Source organism: Serratia marcescens subsp. marcescens ATCC 13880 (assembly GCF_017299535.1).
Classification (GTDB): domain Bacteria; phylum Pseudomonadota; class Gammaproteobacteria; order Enterobacterales; family Enterobacteriaceae; genus Serratia; species Serratia marcescens.
This window is the reverse complement of sequence record NZ_CP071238.1, coordinates 4,494,956-4,511,898: the sequence shown is the minus strand read 5'-3', so window position 1 is coordinate 4,511,898 and position 16,943 is coordinate 4,494,956. Positions and strand designations below refer to the sequence as shown.

The window sequence follows — 16,943 nt, the reverse complement described above, 5'->3', positions numbered from 1 at the left end:
CCTACCTCTTACTGCGCCTGCACCCGCAGCTCGGCTGCGGAACGGCTACGGTGACCCAACAGCGCTTTGACATCGCTGGACTTCGGTTTGACCAGGGCGAACTTCGGCGCCCACTCCGGCCAGTTGGCCAGGATCTCTTCCGCGCGGGAAGAGCCGGTCGCCTGCACGTGTTCGGTGATCAGGCCGCGCAGGTGCTCCTCATGGATCGCCAGCTGATCGACCTCCAGCACTTCCACCAGCTCCGGGTTTACGCGCTTGCGGAACTCGCCGTCTTCGTCCAGCACGTAGGCGAAGCCGCCGGTCATGCCGGCACCGAAGTTGATGCCGGTTTTACCCAGCACGCAGACGATGCCGCCGGTCATGTATTCGCAGCCGTTGTCGCCGATGCCTTCCACCACGGTGATGGCGCCGGAGTTGCGCACCGCGAAGCGTTCGCCCGCGCGGCCGGCGGCGAACAGCTTGCCGCCGGTGGCGCCGTACAGGCAGGTGTTGCCGACGATGCTGGCTTCATGGCTGCGGAAGGCGGAGCCGATCGGCGGACGCACCGCGATGCTGCCGCCGGCCATGCCTTTGCCGACATAGTCGTTGGCGTCGCCGGTCAGGGTCAACTCGACGCCGCCGGCGTTCCAGACGCCGAAGCTCTGCCCGGCGGTGCCGGAGAAGTGCGCCTTGATCGGATCGGCTGCCATCCCCTGATCGCCGTGTACGTTGGCGATCGCGCCGGACAGCATGGCGCCCACGGAGCGGTCGGTGTTGCGAATGTCGAAGTAGAAGGTTTTACCCTGCTTCGCTTCGATGTACGGTTCCGCCTGCGCCAGCAACTCTTTGTTCAGCAGACCCTTGTCGAACGCCGGGTTGCTGCTTTCGGTACAGTACACCGCTTTGCCCGGATGCGGCGTGGCGGTTGTCAGCAACGGCGACAGATCCAGCTTGTTCTGCTTGGCGGAAATGCCGTCCAGCTCGGTCAGGAACTCGGTGCGGCCGATCAGATCCACCAGTTGGCTCACGCCCAGTTGAGCCATGATCTCGCGTGTTTCACGCGCGATAAACTGGAAGTAATTCGTCACGCGTTCCGGCAGGCCGTGGTAGTGATCGCGGCGCAGCTTGTCGTCCTGAGTCGCGACGCCGGTCGCGCAGTTGTTGAGGTGGCAGATGCGCAGGTATTTGCAGCCCAGCGCCACCATCGGCCCGGTGCCGAAGCCGAAGCTTTCCGCGCCCAGGATCGCCGCTTTGACGATGTCCACGCCGGTTTTCAGGCCGCCGTCCACCTGCAGGCGGATCTTGTGGCGCAGGCCGTTGGCCACCAGCGCCTGCTGGGTTTCCACCAGGCCCAGTTCCCATGGGCAGCCGGCATATTTCACCGAGGACAGCGGGCTGGCGCCGGTGCCGCCGTCGTAACCGGCGATGGTGATCAGATCGGCATAGGCTTTCGCCACGCCGGTGGCGATGGTACCCACGCCCGGCTCGGACACCAGTTTCACCGAGATCACCGCCTTCGGGTTGACCTGCTTCAGATCGAAGATCAACTGCGCCAGATCTTCGATCGAGTAGATGTCGTGGTGCGGCGGCGGGGAGATCAACGTCACGCCCGGCACCGAGTAACGCAGTCTGGCGATGTACGGGGTGACTTTGTCGCCCGGCAGCTGGCCGCCTTCGCCCGGCTTGGCGCCTTGCGCCACCTTAATCTGGATCACGTCGGCGTTCACCAGGTAGGCCGGCGTTACGCCGAAGCGGCCGGAGGCCACCTGTTTGATGCGCGACACCTTGTTGGTGCGGTAGCGCGCCGGATCTTCGCCGCCTTCGCCGGAGTTGGAGAAGCCGCCGAGGCCGTTCATGGCGATCGCCAGTGACTCGTGCGCTTCCGGGCTCAGCGCGCCGATCGACATCGCCGCCGTGTCGAAGCGTTTGAACAGCGATTCCGCCGGCTCGACCTGATCGACCGGGATCGGTTCGCCTTTCGGCGTGATGGCCAGCAGATCGCGCAGCATGGCGACTGGCCGCTCGTTCACCAGCTTGGCGTAGGCCTGGTAGTCGCTGTACTCGCCGCTGTGCACCGCTTTTTGCAGCGAGTTCACCACGTCCGGGTTGTAGGCGTGGTATTCGCCGCCGTGCACGAACTTCAGCAGGCCGCCTTGCTCCAGCGGCTTGCGTTTCAGCCAGGCGCGCTTGGAAAGGTTCTGCAGATCCTGCTGGAAGTCGCTGAAGCTGGCGCCGCCGATGCGGCTGACCACGCCCTGGAAGCACAGATCCGCCAGATCGCGGTGCAGGCCGACCGCTTCGAACAGCTTGGAACAGCGGTAAGAGGCGATGGTCGAGATGCCCATCTTGGACATGATCTTGTACAGGCCTTTGTTGATGCCGTTGCGGTAGTTCAGCATCACGTCGCGGTATTTCTTGTCGATCGCCTGGCTGTCCACCAGTTTGGCCAGGGTTTCATAGGCCAGATACGGGTAGATGGCGGTCGCGCCGAAGCCGAGCAGCACGGCGAAGTGGTGCGGATCGCGGGCGCTGGCGGTTTCAACGATCAGGTTGGCGTCGCAGCGCAGGCTTTTCTCCACCAGCCGGGTTTGCACGGCGCCAACGGCCATCGGGGCCGGTACCGGCAGGCGGCCGGGCGCGATGGCGCGGTCGGACAGCACCAACAGCACCGCGCCTTCGCGCACCTTGCGTTCCGCTTCGTCGCACAGGGCGCGAATGGTTTGCTCCAGATCCTGCTGCTGCGGATCGAAGGTCAGATCGAGCGTCTCGGCGCGATAGTATTCGCCTTCCAGCGTGGTGAGCTGTTTGAAATCGGAGTACAGCAGGATCGGCGATTTGAAGCTCAGGCGGTGCGCCTGGCCTTCGGCTTCGCAGAACACGTTCATTTCACGGCCGATACTGGTGGCCAGCGACATGACGTGCGCTTCGCGCAGCGGATCGATCGGCGGGTTGGTGACCTGCGCGAACTGCTGGCGGAAGTAGTCGTAAACGATGCGCGGCCGGCTGGAGAGCACGGCGAACGGGGTATCGTCGCCCATTGAGCCGGTGGCTTCCTGGCCAATCTCGCCCAGCACGCGGATCACCTGATCCAGCTCTTCGCTGCTGTAGCCGAACTGTTTCTGGTAGGTTTCGAGCTGCGCGTCGTCGAGCTCGCGGCTGCCGACCTGATCGTCCGGCAGATCTTCGAACGGCACCAGGCGTTTGACGTTTTTCTCCATCCACTCTTTATACGGGTGGCGGCTTTTCAGATCGTTGTCGGTTTCCGCCGAGTGCAGAATGCGGCCGCTGCGGGTGTCGATCACCATCAGCTCGCCGGGGCCGACGCGGCCTTTTTCCACCACTTCATCCGGCTGGTAATCCCAGATGCCGACTTCGGAGGCGCAGGTGATCAGCTTGTCTTTGGTGATCACGTAGCGCGCCGGGCGCAGGCCGTTGCGATCGAGGTTACAGGCGGCGTAGCGGCCGTCGGACATCACGATGCCGGCCGGGCCGTCCCACGGCTCCATGTGCATCGAGTTGAAGTCGAAGAAGGCGCGCAGATCGCCGTCCATGTCGGGGTTGTTCTGCCAGGCCGGCGGCACCAGCAGGCGCATGGCGCGGATGAGATCCATCCCGCCCGCCAGCAGCAGCTCCAGCATGTTGTCCAGCGAGCTGGAGTCGGAGCCGGTTTCGTTGACGAACGGCGCGGCGGCCTGCAGATCCGGGATCAGCGGCGTTTGGAATTTATAGGTACGGGCGCGCGCCCACTGGCGGTTGCCGGTGATGGTGTTGATTTCGCCGTTGTGCGCCAGGTAGCGGAACGGCTGAGCCAGCGGCCAGCGCGGCACGGTGTTGGTGGAGAAGCGCTGGTGGAACAGGCAAATGGCCGACTCCAGGCGCAGGTCCGCCAGATCGAGATAGAAGCGCGGCAGATCCGCAGGCATGCACAGGCCTTTATAGATCGTCACCAGGTTGGAGAAGCTGCAGACGTAGAAGCTGTCATCCTGCACCCGTTTCTCGATGCGGCGGCGCGCCACGAACAGGCGGCGCTCCATATCGCGCGGGCGCCAGCCGGCCGGGGCGTTAACGAAGATTTGCTCGATGCGCGGCAGGGAAGAGAGGGCGATTTCACCCAGCACGTCCGGGTTGGTCGGCACTTCACGCCAGCCGACGATCGACAGCGTTTCGTTTTGCAGCTCTTCTTCCACGATGCGGCGGCTGAGGCGCGCTTCCTCTTCATTCTGGCTGAGGAACATCATGCCGACGGCGTAGTTCTTGGCCAAACGCCAGCCGCGCTCTTCCGCCACCATGCGGAAGAAGCGATCGGGTTTTTGCAGCAACAGGCCGCAGCCGTCGCCGGTCTTGCCGTCGGCCAGGATCGCGCCGCGGTGCTGCATGCGGGCCAGCGCGTGAATGGCGGTGCGCACCACCTTGTGGCTAGGTTCGCCTTCTATATGGGCGATCAGGCCGAAACCACAGTTGTCCCTCTCTTGGGATTTATCGTACAACATATCGTGAACCTCCCCAGGCTCTGCGTGACTCTCACAACCTACTGCGAGGGGGCTTCCCAATTTCAGGCAGAAGTCCAATCAGCAAGTTAACCCCGCCAATCTGCTTTTCCGCCCTCCATCAATGGCCTCTCGTGACGGTCTCACAAGTGGTATAGGACTTGTTTTAAGAGGGAGTCTTCAATTACTGCATAAATATGACGAGACGTTTGCCCGTCCAGAAAGCTTCCAGCGGACTTCCAACTTAGCGAGAAAGGATTCGCAGGTCAAATGTGGGCTTAAGATAGATTCTTATCGAATTGGTGATGTTTATTTATTTGAAAAATAAGTGTTTTAATGCATTTTTGCACTATCGTGGGGCAACGCCGATCCCCGCAGAAGTGTGAGCTGTCTCACTATAGTGCAACCCCTTAATCTCTGCACCATGCTAGTGCGGGGGTTAATGCCAGAATTTTATTCTATAAGATATTGCTTGGCTGATGTTTATGACTATTTTTCACCGTGTTGTCATATTGCCGTTAACGGTTGCGTGACGATTAGAATAATTCATCAGAATTATAGTGAATTGATTTGCATTTATGATGAATAGTTATGCCTAGTGGCGCCTTGCGGGGAAAGCGTTGATCTCTGTCATCGCGGGAAAAACCGTTTCTTATTAGCATCGCGGCTTTGAGCACAGAGAACCACCAAGATTATGCAGTTGCCGCAATTAGTCAATATGTTTGGCGCGGATCTCCAGCGCCGCTATGGCGAAAAGATCCATAAACTCACGCTGCACGGCGGATTCGGCTGCCCTAACCGCGACGGCACGTTGGGGCGCGGCGGCTGTACGTTCTGCAACGTCGCCTCGTTTGCCGATGAGGCGATGCAGCGCCAGAGCATCGCCGAACAGCTGGCGCAGCAGGCCGCGCGGGTCGATCGGGCGCGGCGCTATCTGGCCTATTTCCAGGCCTATACCAGCACCTATGCGGAGGTTGAACGGCTGGAGGCGATGTATCGGCAGGCGTTGGCGCAGAGCGCCATGGTCGGACTGTGCGTCGGCACCCGGCCGGACTGCGTGCCGGCCGCCGCGCTGGATCTGTTGACGGGATACCGCGAGCAAGGCTATGAGGTGTGGCTGGAGCTGGGGCTACAGACGGCGCATGATAAAACACTGAAGCGCATCAACCGCGGCCATGATTTTCGCTGTTATCAGCAGACTGCGCGGCTGGCCCGGCAGCGCGGGCTGAAGGTGTGCTGCCATCTGATCGTCGGGCTGCCGGGAGAAACCCAGCGCGATCATCTGCTTACGCTGCAGCGGGTGACGGAGACCGGCGTCGACGGCATCAAGCTGCATCCGCTGCACGTCGTCACCGGCAGTATCCTGGCGCGGGCGTGGCAGGCCGGGCGGTTGCCCGAACTGGCGCTGGAGGATTACGCCGCCAGCGCCGGGGAGATGATCCGCCATACGCCGGGCGAGGTGGTGTACCACCGTCTTTCCGCCAGCGCCCGGCGGCCGACGCTGCTGGCGCCGCTGTGGTGCGAAAACCGCTGGAGCGGCATGCAGGCGGTCGGCGCTTATCTGCAACGGCACGGCGGGCAGGGCAGCGCGCTGGATGAAAAACGGCGCTACCGGCCCGGCATGCCGCTCTGAAGTGCAATCTTTGCCACACTTCGGCGTTTGCCGCCTTATCTCACCGCTGTTTTACGGTATGATTCAAAAGATTGTGTCTGAAGGGAGCCGCTATGAAGCAAATCCGGGTGTTGGCCCAGTACTACGTTGATTTAATGGTGAAACTGGGGTTGGTGCGCTTCTCGCTGCTGCTGGCCTCGGCGCTGGTGGTGCTGGCGATGGTGGTGCAGATGGCGGTGACCATGCTGCTGCGCGGCGAAGTGGAAAGCATCGACGTGGTGCGTTCGATCTTCTTCGGCCTGTTGATCACCCCGTGGGCGGTCTATTTTCTCTCGGTGGTGGTGGAACAGTTGGAAGAGTCGCGCCAACGGCTGGCGCGGCTGGTGGACAAGCTCGAAGAGATGCGCCACCGCGATCTGGAGCTCAATCAGCAGCTCAAAGACAATATCAGCCAGCTGAATCAGGAGATCGCCGACCGTATCAAGGCGGAAGAAGAGCGCCTGCAGGTGATGGAAAAGCTGACGGAAGAGATGGAACAGCGCGAGCTGGCGCAGATTGAGCTGGGCCAGCAATCGGCGCTGTTGCGTTCCTTCCTCGATGCCTCGCCGGATCTGGTCTACTACCGCAACGAAGACAAAGAGTTTTCCGGCTGCAACCGCGCGATGGAACTGCTGACCGGCAAGAGCGAGAAACAGCTGATCGGCCTGACGCCGTTCGACGTCTACGGCCAGGAGATCGCCGAAAAGGTCATTGAGACCGACGAGAAGGTGTTCCGCCACAACGTTTCGCTGACCTACGAACAATGGCTGGTGTATCCCGACGGCCGCAAGGCCTGTTTCGAGCTGCGCAAGGTGCCGTTTTACGACCGGGTAGGCAAACGCCACGGGCTGATGGGCTTCGGCCGCGATATTACCGAGCGTAAGCGCTACCAGGACGCGCTGGAGAACGCCAGCAGGGAGAAGACCACCTTTATCTCCACCATCAGCCACGAGCTGCGTACGCCGCTTAACGGCATCGTCGGCCTGAGCCGCATTCTGCTCGATACCGAGCTGAACGACGAGCAGCTGAAATACTTGAAGACCATCCACGTCAGCGCCATCACCCTCGGCAATATCTTCAACGACATTATCGAAATGGACAAGCTCGAGCGGCGCAAGGTGCAGCTCGACAACCAGCCGGTGGACTTCACCGGTTTTCTGGCGGATTTGGAGAACCTCTCGGGCCTGCTGGCGCAGCCGAAAGGGCTGCAGTTCGTCATGGAGCCGCAGACGCCGCTGCCGCAGCAGATCGTGACCGACGGCACCCGCCTGCGGCAGATCTTGTGGAATCTGATCGGCAACGCGGTGAAATTTACCCAGCAGGGGCAAATTGTGGTGCGCGTGCGGCGCGAGGCGCAGGAGAAACTGGTGTTCGAGGTGGAAGACTCGGGCATGGGCATCCCGCAGGACGAGCAGGACAAGATCTTCGCCATGTATTACCAGGTGAAAGATCAGCGCGGCGGCCGCCCGGCCACCGGCACCGGCATCGGGCTGGCGGTCTCCAAGCGGCTGGCGCAGAGCATGGGCGGCGACATTACCGTGCGCAGCGAACAAGGGCACGGTTCTTGCTTTACCTTAACCATCAAGGCGCCGGCGGTGCAGGAAGCCGTCAGCGCGGCGCCGGAAGAAGAGGCGCTGCCGTTGCCGGCGCTGCACATCCTGCTGGTGGAGGATATCGAACTGAATGTGATCGTGGCGCGCTCGGTGCTGGAGAAGCTGGGCAACAGCGTCGACGTGGCGATGAACGGCCACGATGCGCTGGCGATGTTCGATCCGGACGAGTTCGATCTGGTGCTGCTGGACATTCAACTGCCGGACATGACCGGGCTGGACATCGCCCGGGCGCTGCGCGAGCGCTATGCCGGGCAGGCGCTGCCGCCGTTGGTGGCCCTGACCGCCAACGTGCTGAAAGACAAAAAAGAGTATCTCGAGGCGGGCATGGACGATGTGCTGAGCAAGCCGCTGTCGGTGCCGGCGCTGACCAAGGTCATCAAACACTATTGGGATCATCAACCTTCTCACACTTCAAAGAAAACGGAGCACAAGGCGATGCAGATTAATGAGTCGTTACTCGATACCGCGATGCTGGAACAGTACATGGATCTGGTTGGCCCGCAGTTGATCCACCAAAGCCTGGAGATGTTCGAACAGATGATGCCGGGCTATCTGGCGGTGCTGGACTCCAACATGACGGCGCGCGATCAGAAAGGCATCACTGAGGAAGGGCATAAGATCAAGGGCGCCGCCGGTTCGGTCGGTCTGCGCCATCTGCAGCAGCTGGCGCAGCAGATTCAAACGCCGACGCTGCCGGCCTGGTGGGATAACGTGCAGGATTGGGTAGATGAGCTGAAACAAGAGTGGCGCAACGACGTGCAGGTACTGCGGGCTTGGGTTGAGAACGCTGAAAAAAAATGACCCCGACCTAAGCCGGGGTGCGCGAATATTGCGCCAACACCAGGGAAATTGTGAACCTGCGTATTGGTTTCAGTGTTCTGGTCGAGCAGGTTGTTGCGAATTCCTAAACATCATACAGCCAACAACATAGCAAATGTAAGCGCTCTTGTTAGAAGATTCATTAAAATGTGTGATGTAGATTAGTGTTTGTCAACTCCGAGCACGAACCAGTTGACAGCAGCGACAGGAGTAAGAGTGATGAAAAAGGTGGGTGTAGTCCTCAGCGGCAGCGGCGTTTATGACGGTACGGAGATCCATGAAGCGGTGCTGACGCTGCTGGCGTTGGATCGTGCCGGCGCCCAGGCGGTGTGCTTTGCGCCTGATAAACCACAATGCCATGTTATTAATCACTTATCTGGTGAGGAGACGGCGGAGTCGCGCAATGTTCTGATTGAATCGGCGCGCATTGCCCGCGGTGCGGTGCAGCCGCTGGCGCTGGCAGAGGCCGCGCAGCTGGATGCGCTGATCGTGCCCGGCGGCTTTGGCGCCGCCAAGAACCTCAGCAATTTCGCCGAAGCCGGCGCGGAATGTTGGGTCGATGAAGATTTGGCGCGTCTGACGCGCGAGATGCATAAGTCCAACAAACCAATTGGCCTGATGTGCATCGCGCCGGTGCTGTTGCCGAAACTGCTGGATCAACAAGCGCGGCTCACCATTGGCAACGATCCGGATCTGGGGGAAGTGATTGACGCCATGGGCGGCGAACCGGTGATTTGCCCGGTGGACGACATCGTGGTGGATCGCGAACATAAGATCGTGACCACGCCGGCCTATATGCTGGCGCCGTCTATCGCGCAGGCGGCCCTGGGCATCGATAAGCTGGTGGCGCGGGTGCTGGAACTGGCTGAATGAGAAAATCGCTCGTCGGATGGCGGCGGCTGCGCCCGTGGTATTGGCTGAAGCGCGGCGTCATCGCGATTATCGGCCTGTGGGTGTTGGGCATTGTGCTCTTTGCCTTCCTGCCGGTGCCGTTTTCCGCCGTGATGGTGGAGCGGCAGGTCAGCGCCTGGCTGAGCGGCGACTTCGGCTATGTCGCCCATTCGGACTGGGTGTCGATGGACGACATCTCGCCGCAAATGGCGCTGGCGGTGATGGCGGCGGAAGATCAGAAGTTTCCAGACCATTGGGGCTTCGACGTGGCGGCCATTGAAAAGGCGCTCAGCCACAACGAGAAGCGCCCGACGCGCATTCGCGGCGCGTCAACGCTGTCGCAGCAAACCGCCAAGAACCTGTTTTTGTGGGATGGCCGCAGCTGGCTGCGCAAAGGATTGGAGGCAGGGCTGACGTCGGGCATCGAATTGGTGTGGACCAAGCGGCGTATTCTGACGGTGTACCTGAACATCGTCGAGTTCGGCGATGGGGTGTTCGGCGTGGAAGAGGCTTCACAGCGCTTTTTCCATAAGCCGGCCAAACGTCTGAGCGCGGCCGAAGCGGCGCTGCTGGCGGCGGTATTGCCGAATCCGCATCGCTTCAGGGCCGATGCGCCGTCCGGCTATGTGGTGCAGCGTCAACAGTGGATCATGCGGCAGATGCGGCAACTGGGCGGGGAAGCGTTTTTACGCGAGAACAAGCTGGATTAAACGGGCGGGAACGGCACGGCGCCGCTCCCGCCAGGCGGATTATTTCACGTAGGTAAAGGCGGTGGTGACGTGCTTCACGCCGCTGACCTGGCTGGCGATCTGCGCCGCCGACTGCCCTTCCTGCTGAGTGACCAGGCCCAGCAAGAACACTTCGCCGTTTTCGGTGGTGACCTTCACGTTGGACGATTTCACCGTATCGCTGGTCAACAGCTGCGAACGCACCTTGGTGGTGATCCAGGTGTCGGAGGACGCGGTGCTCAGGCTGACCGGCGTGCCCTGACGGATTTCGTTATACACTTCGGTGGTGCCTTCCACGCCCATGGCGATCTGCTTGGCGCGCGCGGTGAGATCGGCGTTAGGCGACTGGCCGGTCAACAGCACCTTGCCCTGATAGGCGGTGGCGACCACCCGGGCATCTTTCTTCAACTGCTGGTCTTTGCTCAGGGCGCTTTCGACCCTGGCTTCCAGCGTGCCGTCATCCACCTGGGTTCCTACGCTGCGCGGGTCGGTGGCGGTTTTGGTCGCGACGGCCGCACTGCCGACGACGACACCGGCGATACAGCCTTGCAACAGCAGGGCGCTGGACAGCACTGCAAATGTGGCTTTTAGCTTCATCTCAGTTCCTTAATCGTCCTGGTGGGGGAATAACGTATTGTCTATCAGGTCGCACAGGCAGTTTACGGTCAGCATATGCATTTCCTGAATGCGCGAGCTGCGGTGCGACGGGATGCGGATTTCGACATCCTGCTGGCCGAGCAGCCCGGCCAGCTCGCCGCCGTCGTAGCCGGTGAGCGCGACGATGGTCATATCGCGCGTAACGGCCGCCTCGACCGCTTTCACAATATCACGGCTGTTGCCGCGGGTGGAAATCGCCAGCAGCACGTCGCCGGTGTGCCCGAGCGCACGCACCTGCTTGGCGTACACTTCGTCGTGCAGCCGATCGTTGCTGATTGCCGTCAGCACCACGTTGTCGGCGTTGAGAGCGATGGCCGGCAGGCTGGGGCGCTCGGTTTCAAAACGGTTGATCATGCTGGCGGCGAAGTGCTGCGCGTTGGCTGCCGAGGTGCCGTTGCCGCAGCACAGGATTTTGTTGCCGTTGAGTAAGGATTGAACCAGCGTCATCGCAGCGCGGGAAATGGCGTCCGGCAGTGCTTCCGCCGCCGCGATCTGGGTTTGGATGCTTTCGGTGAAACAGACTTTAATTCTATCCAGCACGTTGTATTAATCCACTAAGTCAAAGGGCCGGTCTGCGCCGTAAAACCCCGATTAATCCGCATTGAAGGCGTTGGGTATCCATTCTAACTGGCTACCGGTAATGGCCAAAACATCAAAACGGCAAGATGATGTGTCAAAACTGGCTCCGCGCCCCGCCAGCCAGACGGCGGCGGCGTGCAGCAACCGCTGTTGTTTGCGAAAGGTGACGCTGGCGGCCGCGCCGCCGAAGGCGTCGTTGCGGCGGTAGCGCACTTCGACGAACACCCAGGTGGTGCCGTCGCGCATGATGAGGTCGAGCTCACCGCCGCGCACCGCGACATTGGCGGCGCAGAAGGTGAGCCCGGCGTGTTCCAGGTGACGGCGGGCCAGTAACTCATAGCCCGCCCCTGAGGCGCGTGGGTTCAAGAGACTGGAACGACCGTGCCCTGACGGTATTGCAGCCAAGGCAGCTTACGGTTGATCACGCAGTTCGGCGACGCGCTCAGCGTGCCGGTGGTGCCGGAAACCTGGAAGCCCGGCAGCTGGCGCATTTCAGCAAAGTGGTTGGCCAATGTCCAGGCATCCATCCCCATTGCATACAGGCGCACCAGCGAGTAGTCGTTGCGGAAACGCGCGCTGGCCTGCTGCAACAGCTGAGGGTTTGAGCCGGCAAGCAGCGGGATGTCGCTGAACTGCAGGCCTTCCATTTCCAGACGGAAGTCCGGGCCGGCGCCTGCCTGGTAGCTGCGCGAACTGGCGTACATCGCCGGCTTGCCGCGCGAGCTGGTGGCCATGTCGATCATCGGTTTGATCAGCGTCAGCTGAGACTGCGTGGCGACGATATACACCGCGTCGACGCTGCCGCCGGTGGCGGCGGGCACGTCGCTCGGCGGCGCAGGAATGGTCAGCCCGGCGATGGTGACGCTCTGCGGCGCCGGGGCGCTCGACATCGGCGTGCCGGTCATGCGGATGCCGCCGCTGTTCACCATCTGGCGCAGTTCACCGGCGGAGCCGATGTCCTGACGCAGCACGGTTTGCCCGCCTTGCTTCTGCCATTCCTGGTTAAAGGCCCTGGCGACGCGATCGCCGAAGGCGCCGCGCGGCACCAGCAGCAGCGGTTGACGCTTCTGCTGTTCCCAGATGTGGCGGGCGGCGTCGCGCGCTTCATCTTCCGGCGACAGGGCGAAGTAACAGATGTTCAGGTTGTCTTTCGGCGTTTCCGGTTGGTTGAGCGCCAGCACGTTCAGCGTGGTGGTGCTGGCGGACAACTGATCGACGTTCTCTTTCAGCAGCGGCCCGACCACCAGAGTGGCGCCATCCTGCTGCGCCTGGCTCAGCAAGGCGGCCAGCGGCTGGCTGGTGGTATCGTACACTTTGACCTGCGCGTTGGCGGCCTGCGGCGGCGTTATCGGCGCGCTGGACGGCGCAGCGGGTTGCGCGGCGGTCACGGCGGGCTGGCTCTCTTGCGCCGAAGGGCTGACAGCGCCGTTGGCGTTGATGTCACCCGTAGTGGCCTGATCGGCCGGCGCCGTTTGAGCCGGCGTGCTGGCCGGTTGCGCGGCTTGAGGCTGCGGCGCCGGCATGGAGCCGCCGTTTTTCGCCGCTTCGAAGCCTTGCTGGATGGCGTCGGCGAACACTTTCGCCTGGCCGTTCAACGGCAGCAGCAGGGCGATTTTCGAGGTGGAGGCCTGGGTGAAGTTCAGCACCTGGTTCAGGCGAGCCGGCAGCGTTTTGGCCGCCGGGTTCTTCGGATAACGGTTCTGCCAGTCTTTGATGCCGGCCTTCAGCAGATCGGGATCCTGCTTGTTGTCCTGATAGACGCGCAGCAGATCCAGCCAGCCTTGCAGCACGTTCTCATCGGCGTTGATCACCAGGCTGTTCATCTCCTGCGGCGGCAGTTGCAGCAGGGCCTGCCAGGTTTGATCCAGGTTGTCTTGGTGCGCCTTGCCGGTCAGCAACGGCTCCTGAGCAATATAGGCGCGGATCAGCGGCAGCGACGCTTTGCCCTGGTTGGCGGCGATCTGCGCCTGGTAGTAGCGCACCTTCTGATTCGGCGACAGCGCACCGCTGTCCAGGTGGCCCAGCGTGCTGCGGGCGCTGACGTAGCTCTTGTTGGCGATCTGCAGTTCGGCAGTCAGCAACTGGCGTTCAGTCTGCTGTGCGCCGCTGAGGTTTTTCGGCAGTTGATTCAACTGGTCGCCGGCCTGCGGCAGTTTTCCTTCACGCAGCAAGGCGCGAATAGCAAGTAATTGCCAGTCAGCCTTGTTATCATCGCTGCTTTGCTGCAACTGCTGCAGGTAGTAATCGGAGCTGGCGCTCGCTTCGTCCTGTATATTGGCGGGCGGCGTTTGCGGGGCCCGACTTGGACAGCCCGCCAGGAAAAGGGCGGCGGCGATGACTGCGGTCAGTCGGACAGGCTTGGAACGCCCTGCTTTGGTACGAACGAATGTTGAGGAAAGCATACTGTATCCAGTGATGTTTTTTTCAAGATGCTCAATATTAAATCGGCAACCCGGATGAAACAATGAATCAACACCAACAATCAGTCATTTCTGCATCAACGCTGTATGTGGTGCCCACCCCCATCGGCAATCTGGGCGATATTACCCACCGTGCGTTAGAGGTACTGAAAAGCGTTGATCTGATCGCGGCGGAAGATACGCGCCATACCGGATTGCTGTTGCAACACTTCGCGATCAACGCGCGTCTGTTCGCGCTGCACGATCACAACGAACAGCAAAAGGCCGAGCAACTGCTGGCGAAACTGCAGGAAGGCCAAAGCATTGCGCTGGTTTCCGACGCCGGCACGCCGCTGATCAACGATCCCGGTTATCACCTGGTGCGCCGCTGCCGTGAGGCCGGCATTCGCGTGGTGCCGCTGCCGGGCGCCTGCGCCGCCACCACCGCGCTGTGCGCCGCGGGCGTCGCTTCCGACCGTTTCTGCTACGAAGGCTTCCTGCCGGCGAAAACCAAGGGACGCAAGGATACGCTGATGGCGCTGGCGGAGGAACCGCGCACGCTGATTTTCTACGAATCCACCCATCGCCTGCTGGAAAGCCTGCAGGACATGGTCACCGTCTGGGGCCCGCAGCGCTATGTGGTGTTGGCGCGCGAGCTGACCAAAACCTGGGAATCCATCCACGGCGCGCCGGTGGGCGAGCTGCTGGCGTGGGTGCAGGAAGATGAAGTGCGCCGCCGCGGTGAGATGGTGCTGATCGTCGAAGGCCACAAGGCGCAGGAGGATGCGCTGCCGCTCGAGGCGCTGCGCACGCTGGCGCTGCTGCAAAAAGAGCTGCCGCTGAAAAAGGCGGCGGCGCTGGCGGCGGAAATCCACGGCGTGAAGAAAAATGCGCTGTATAAGCACGCGCTGGAGCAACAACAGCCGTAAAGCGGTTGACCTGCCGCCGTCGCGACGCTACTATCCGCGCCGGAGTTGACCAGACAGTCGCCGCTTCATTGCCGTCCTCTTCGGGGAGACAGATGGAGGGGAGGAAAGTCCGGGCTCCATAGGGCAGGGTGCCAGGTAACGCCTGGGAGGCGCAAGCCTACGACTAGTGCAACAGAGAGCAAACCGCCGATGGCCCGCGCAAGCGGGATCAGGTAAGGGTGAAAGGGTGCGGTAAGAGCGCACCGCGCGGCTGGCAACAGTTCGTGGCACGGTAAACTCCACCCGGAGCAAGGCCAAATAGGGGTTCACATGGTACGGCCCGTACTGAACCCGGGTAGGCTGCTTGAGCCAGTGAGCGATTGCTGGCCTAGAGGAATGACTGTCCACGACAGAACCCGGCTTACCGGTCAACTCCCTCGACAAAAGAAAACCCCGCGCAACGCCAGTTGCGCGGGGTTTTTCGTTTTTCGGTCGGCTTACACCGGCAGGTCAATCAGCAGCGCGCGCAGCGGCGTCTCGGCGCGGATCGTCAGGCGATTCTCCTCACGCACGAAGGCGCCGTCGCCGCAGCTCAGACGCTGTTCCTCGTGGCGCTCGCCGGTGGCGGCGATGGTGCCGTGAATCGACTGCAAATAGGCGCGCGGCCCGTTAATCGTCAGCGTTTGTTCTTCGCCCGGCTGCAGATCGAGATGGTGGATCCAAACCTGCTGGCGCAGCTGCAGGCTGCCCTGCGCGCCGTCTGGCGAGGCCAGCAGCAGGTTGCCTGCCGCCGGCAGCGCCAGGCGCTGCACCCGCTCGTTATTGCGTTCCGGGCAGGCGTCCAGCCACAGCTGCAGGCGGGTCAGCGGCGTATCGCTGCTGACGTTCTGTTCGCTGTAACTCAGGCCCGGCTGGGTGGCCAACAGCAGCGCTTCACCGGCTTTGGCGCGCGCGGTGTTGCCGTCGCTGTCGCGGTATTCCGCCTCGCCCTGCAGGATCAGGTTCAGGATATCCACGCTGGGATAGGTGCGCGGCTGGAACGACGCGCCCGGTGCCAGCACCTCCTGATTCAACACCCGCAGCGACGCGTAGCCCATCAGTTTGGGATCGAAGTAGTGACCAAAGGAAAAGGTGTAGCGAGCCTGCAGCCAACCAAAGTCAGCTTGCCCGCATTGTTGTGCTGTTCTGCATGTAATCATGGCAATCGGCTCTCTAAATTCATTATCCAAATGGTAAGCATCTGGACGTCGGATTGTTAGCCAGTTAATCTGGTCGGCATATTCAAATTTCCTGACAGAGGGATGTGATGGCCAGAGATCGGGCGCTCACGCTTGAGGCGCTGAGAGTGATGGATGCGATCGACCGGCGTGGCAGTTTCGCCGCGGCCGCCGACGAATTGGGCCGGGTGCCGTCGGCGCTCAGCTACACCATGCAAAAATTGGAAGAAGAATTGGACGTGGTGCTGTTCGACCGTTCGGGCCACCGCACCAAGTTCACCAACGTCGGGCGCATGTTGCTGGAGCGCGGGCGGGTGCTGCTGGAGGCGGCCGATAAGCTGACCACCGACGCCGAGGCGCTGGCGCGCGGTTGGGAAACCCACCTGACCATCGTCAGTGAAGCGCTGTCGCCGCCGAGCCTGCTGTTCCCGCTGGTGGACAAGCTGGCGCTGAAGGCCAATACCCAGGTGTCGATTTTCACCGAAGTGCTGGCGGGCGCCTGGGAGCGGCTGGAACAGGGGCGCGCCGACATTGTGATCGCGCCGGACATGCATTTTCGCGCGTCGTCGGAGATCAACACCCGCAAACTGTACAAGGTCATGAGCGTTTATGTCGCCGCGCCGGATCATCCTATCCACCAGGAGCCGGAACCGTTGTCCGAGGTGACCCGCGTGAAATACCGCGGCATCGCGGTGGCGGATACCGCTCGCGAGCGCCCGGTGTTGACCGTACAGCTGCTGGACAAGCAACAGCGCCTGACGGTGAGCACCATTGAAGACAAACGTCTGGCGCTGCTGGCCGGGTTGGGGGTGGCGACCATGCCGTATCCGATGGTGGAGAAAGATATCGAAGCCGGCCGGCTGCGCGTGGTGGGGCCGGAATACAGCCGCGAAGCCGACATCATCATGGCCTGGCGGCGCGACAGCATGGGGGAGGCGAAGGCCTGGTTCCTGCGCGAAATTCCGCGCCTGTTCGCGCAACGTTAACGTCGGTGGGATGACATCCCCTTGCCGGG

12 protein-coding genes and 1 other RNA gene are annotated in these 16,943 nt (G+C 61.8%); 7 read left to right on the top strand and 6 right to left on the bottom strand.

Features of this window, described 5'->3' with window-relative positions:
• Positions 1-8: 8 nt before the first annotated feature.
• A complete protein-coding gene (gene gltB / locus J0F90_RS21545) occupies positions 9-4,469 on the bottom strand; it encodes a glutamate synthase large subunit (protein ID WP_033639307.1) in 4,461 nt (1,486 codons plus the stop codon).
• Positions 4,470-5,160: 691 nt separating this feature from the next.
• On the opposite strand from gltB, the gene mnmL reads away from it, so the two are divergent.
• From mnmL to mtgA, 4 genes are all read left to right on the top strand, one after another.
• Complete coding sequence (gene mnmL, locus J0F90_RS21540; RefSeq protein WP_033639308.1) at positions 5,161-6,099, top strand: tRNA modification radical SAM protein MnmL/YtqA; 939 nt, start codon at positions 5,161-5,163, stop codon at positions 6,097-6,099.
• A gap of 92 nt (positions 6,100-6,191) precedes the next feature.
• Positions 6,192-8,531, top strand: coding sequence for an aerobic respiration two-component sensor histidine kinase ArcB (arcB, locus tag J0F90_RS21535; RefSeq protein WP_016930193.1), 2,340 nt, complete (start codon positions 6,192-6,194; stop codon positions 8,529-8,531).
• Positions 8,532-8,768: 237 nt separating this feature from the next.
• Positions 8,769-9,422 carry an isoprenoid biosynthesis glyoxalase ElbB gene (gene elbB, locus J0F90_RS21530; RefSeq protein ID WP_033639309.1) on the top strand — a complete coding sequence of 218 codons (654 nt, stop codon included), beginning with the start codon at positions 8,769-8,771 and terminating at the stop codon, positions 9,420-9,422.
• Positions 9,419-10,150, top strand: coding sequence for a monofunctional biosynthetic peptidoglycan transglycosylase (gene mtgA, locus J0F90_RS21525; protein WP_004937100.1), 732 nt, complete (start codon positions 9,419-9,421; stop codon positions 10,148-10,150). The genes elbB and mtgA overlap by 4 nt, the downstream gene beginning before the upstream one ends.
• Positions 10,151-10,189: 39 nt before the next feature.
• Here mtgA and dolP read toward each other — a convergent pair whose 3' ends face one another.
• From dolP to J0F90_RS21505, 4 genes are read right to left on the bottom strand one after another with little or no spacing between them, the layout of a single operon-like run.
• Positions 10,190-10,765, bottom strand: coding sequence for a division/outer membrane stress-associated lipid-binding lipoprotein (dolP, locus tag J0F90_RS21520; RefSeq protein ID WP_004937101.1), 576 nt, complete (start codon positions 10,763-10,765; stop codon positions 10,190-10,192).
• Between the two features lie 9 nt (positions 10,766-10,774).
• The gene (diaA, locus tag J0F90_RS21515; protein WP_004937103.1) at positions 10,775-11,365 is read right to left on the bottom strand and encodes a DnaA initiator-associating protein DiaA; all 591 of its coding nucleotides are present in this window, start codon (positions 11,363-11,365) and stop codon (positions 10,775-10,777) included.
• 51 nt (positions 11,366-11,416) lie between these two features.
• Entirely contained in the window at positions 11,417-11,770 is a 354-nt protein-coding gene (locus tag J0F90_RS21510; RefSeq protein WP_015379164.1) for a YraN family protein, read from the bottom strand.
• Positions 11,767-13,806, bottom strand: coding sequence for a penicillin-binding protein activator (locus J0F90_RS21505; RefSeq protein WP_028128303.1), 2,040 nt, complete (start codon positions 13,804-13,806; stop codon positions 11,767-11,769). The genes J0F90_RS21510 and J0F90_RS21505 overlap by 4 nt, the downstream gene beginning before the upstream one ends.
• 62 nt (positions 13,807-13,868) lie before the next feature.
• Here J0F90_RS21505 and rsmI point away from each other — a divergent pair, with 62 nt between their 5' ends.
• Both rsmI and rnpB read left to right on the top strand, forming a co-directional pair.
• A complete protein-coding gene (rsmI, locus tag J0F90_RS21500) occupies positions 13,869-14,732 on the top strand; it encodes a 16S rRNA (cytidine(1402)-2'-O)-methyltransferase (protein ID WP_015379162.1) in 864 nt (287 codons plus the stop codon).
• Between the two features lie 41 nt (positions 14,733-14,773).
• Positions 14,774-15,151: RNase P RNA component class A (gene rnpB / locus J0F90_RS21495), an RNA gene on the top strand.
• A 57-nt stretch (positions 15,152-15,208) separates the two neighbouring features.
• Here the strand turns inward: rnpB and J0F90_RS21490 are convergent.
• Positions 15,209-15,910, bottom strand: coding sequence for a pirin family protein (locus tag J0F90_RS21490; protein ID WP_033639310.1), 702 nt, complete (start codon positions 15,908-15,910; stop codon positions 15,209-15,211).
• 107 nt (positions 15,911-16,017) lie between these two features.
• Between J0F90_RS21490 and J0F90_RS21485 the strand changes: the two genes are divergently transcribed.
• Positions 16,018-16,914, top strand: a complete 897-nt coding sequence (locus J0F90_RS21485; protein ID WP_004937113.1) for a LysR family transcriptional regulator — start codon at positions 16,018-16,020, stop codon at positions 16,912-16,914.
• The last annotated feature ends 29 nt before the right edge of the window (positions 16,915-16,943 follow it).

Bases quoted from the DNA above. Each gene is read 5' to 3' on its own strand.
- mtgA (WP_004937100.1), top strand. From the start codon at position 9,419: ATGAGAAAATCGCTCGTCGGATGGCGGCGGCTGCGCCCGTGGTATTGG.
- dolP (WP_004937101.1), bottom strand. From the start codon at position 10,765: ATGAAGCTAAAAGCCACATTTGCAGTGCTGTCCAGCGCCCTGCTGTTG.
- gltB (WP_033639307.1), bottom strand. From the start codon at position 4,469: ATGTTGTACGATAAATCCCAAGAGAGGGACAACTGTGGTTTCGGCCTG.
- J0F90_RS21490 (WP_033639310.1), bottom strand. From the start codon at position 15,910: ATGATTACATGCAGAACAGCACAACAATGCGGGCAAGCTGACTTTGGT.
- J0F90_RS21485 (WP_004937113.1), top strand. From the start codon at position 16,018: ATGGCCAGAGATCGGGCGCTCACGCTTGAGGCGCTGAGAGTGATGGAT.
- arcB (WP_016930193.1), top strand. From the start codon at position 6,192: ATGAAGCAAATCCGGGTGTTGGCCCAGTACTACGTTGATTTAATGGTG.
- elbB (WP_033639309.1), top strand. From the start codon at position 8,769: ATGAAAAAGGTGGGTGTAGTCCTCAGCGGCAGCGGCGTTTATGACGGT.
- J0F90_RS21505 (WP_028128303.1), bottom strand. From the start codon at position 13,806: ATGCTTTCCTCAACATTCGTTCGTACCAAAGCAGGGCGTTCCAAGCCT.
- mnmL (WP_033639308.1), top strand. From the start codon at position 5,161: ATGCAGTTGCCGCAATTAGTCAATATGTTTGGCGCGGATCTCCAGCGC.
- rsmI (WP_015379162.1), top strand. From the start codon at position 13,869: ATGAATCAACACCAACAATCAGTCATTTCTGCATCAACGCTGTATGTG.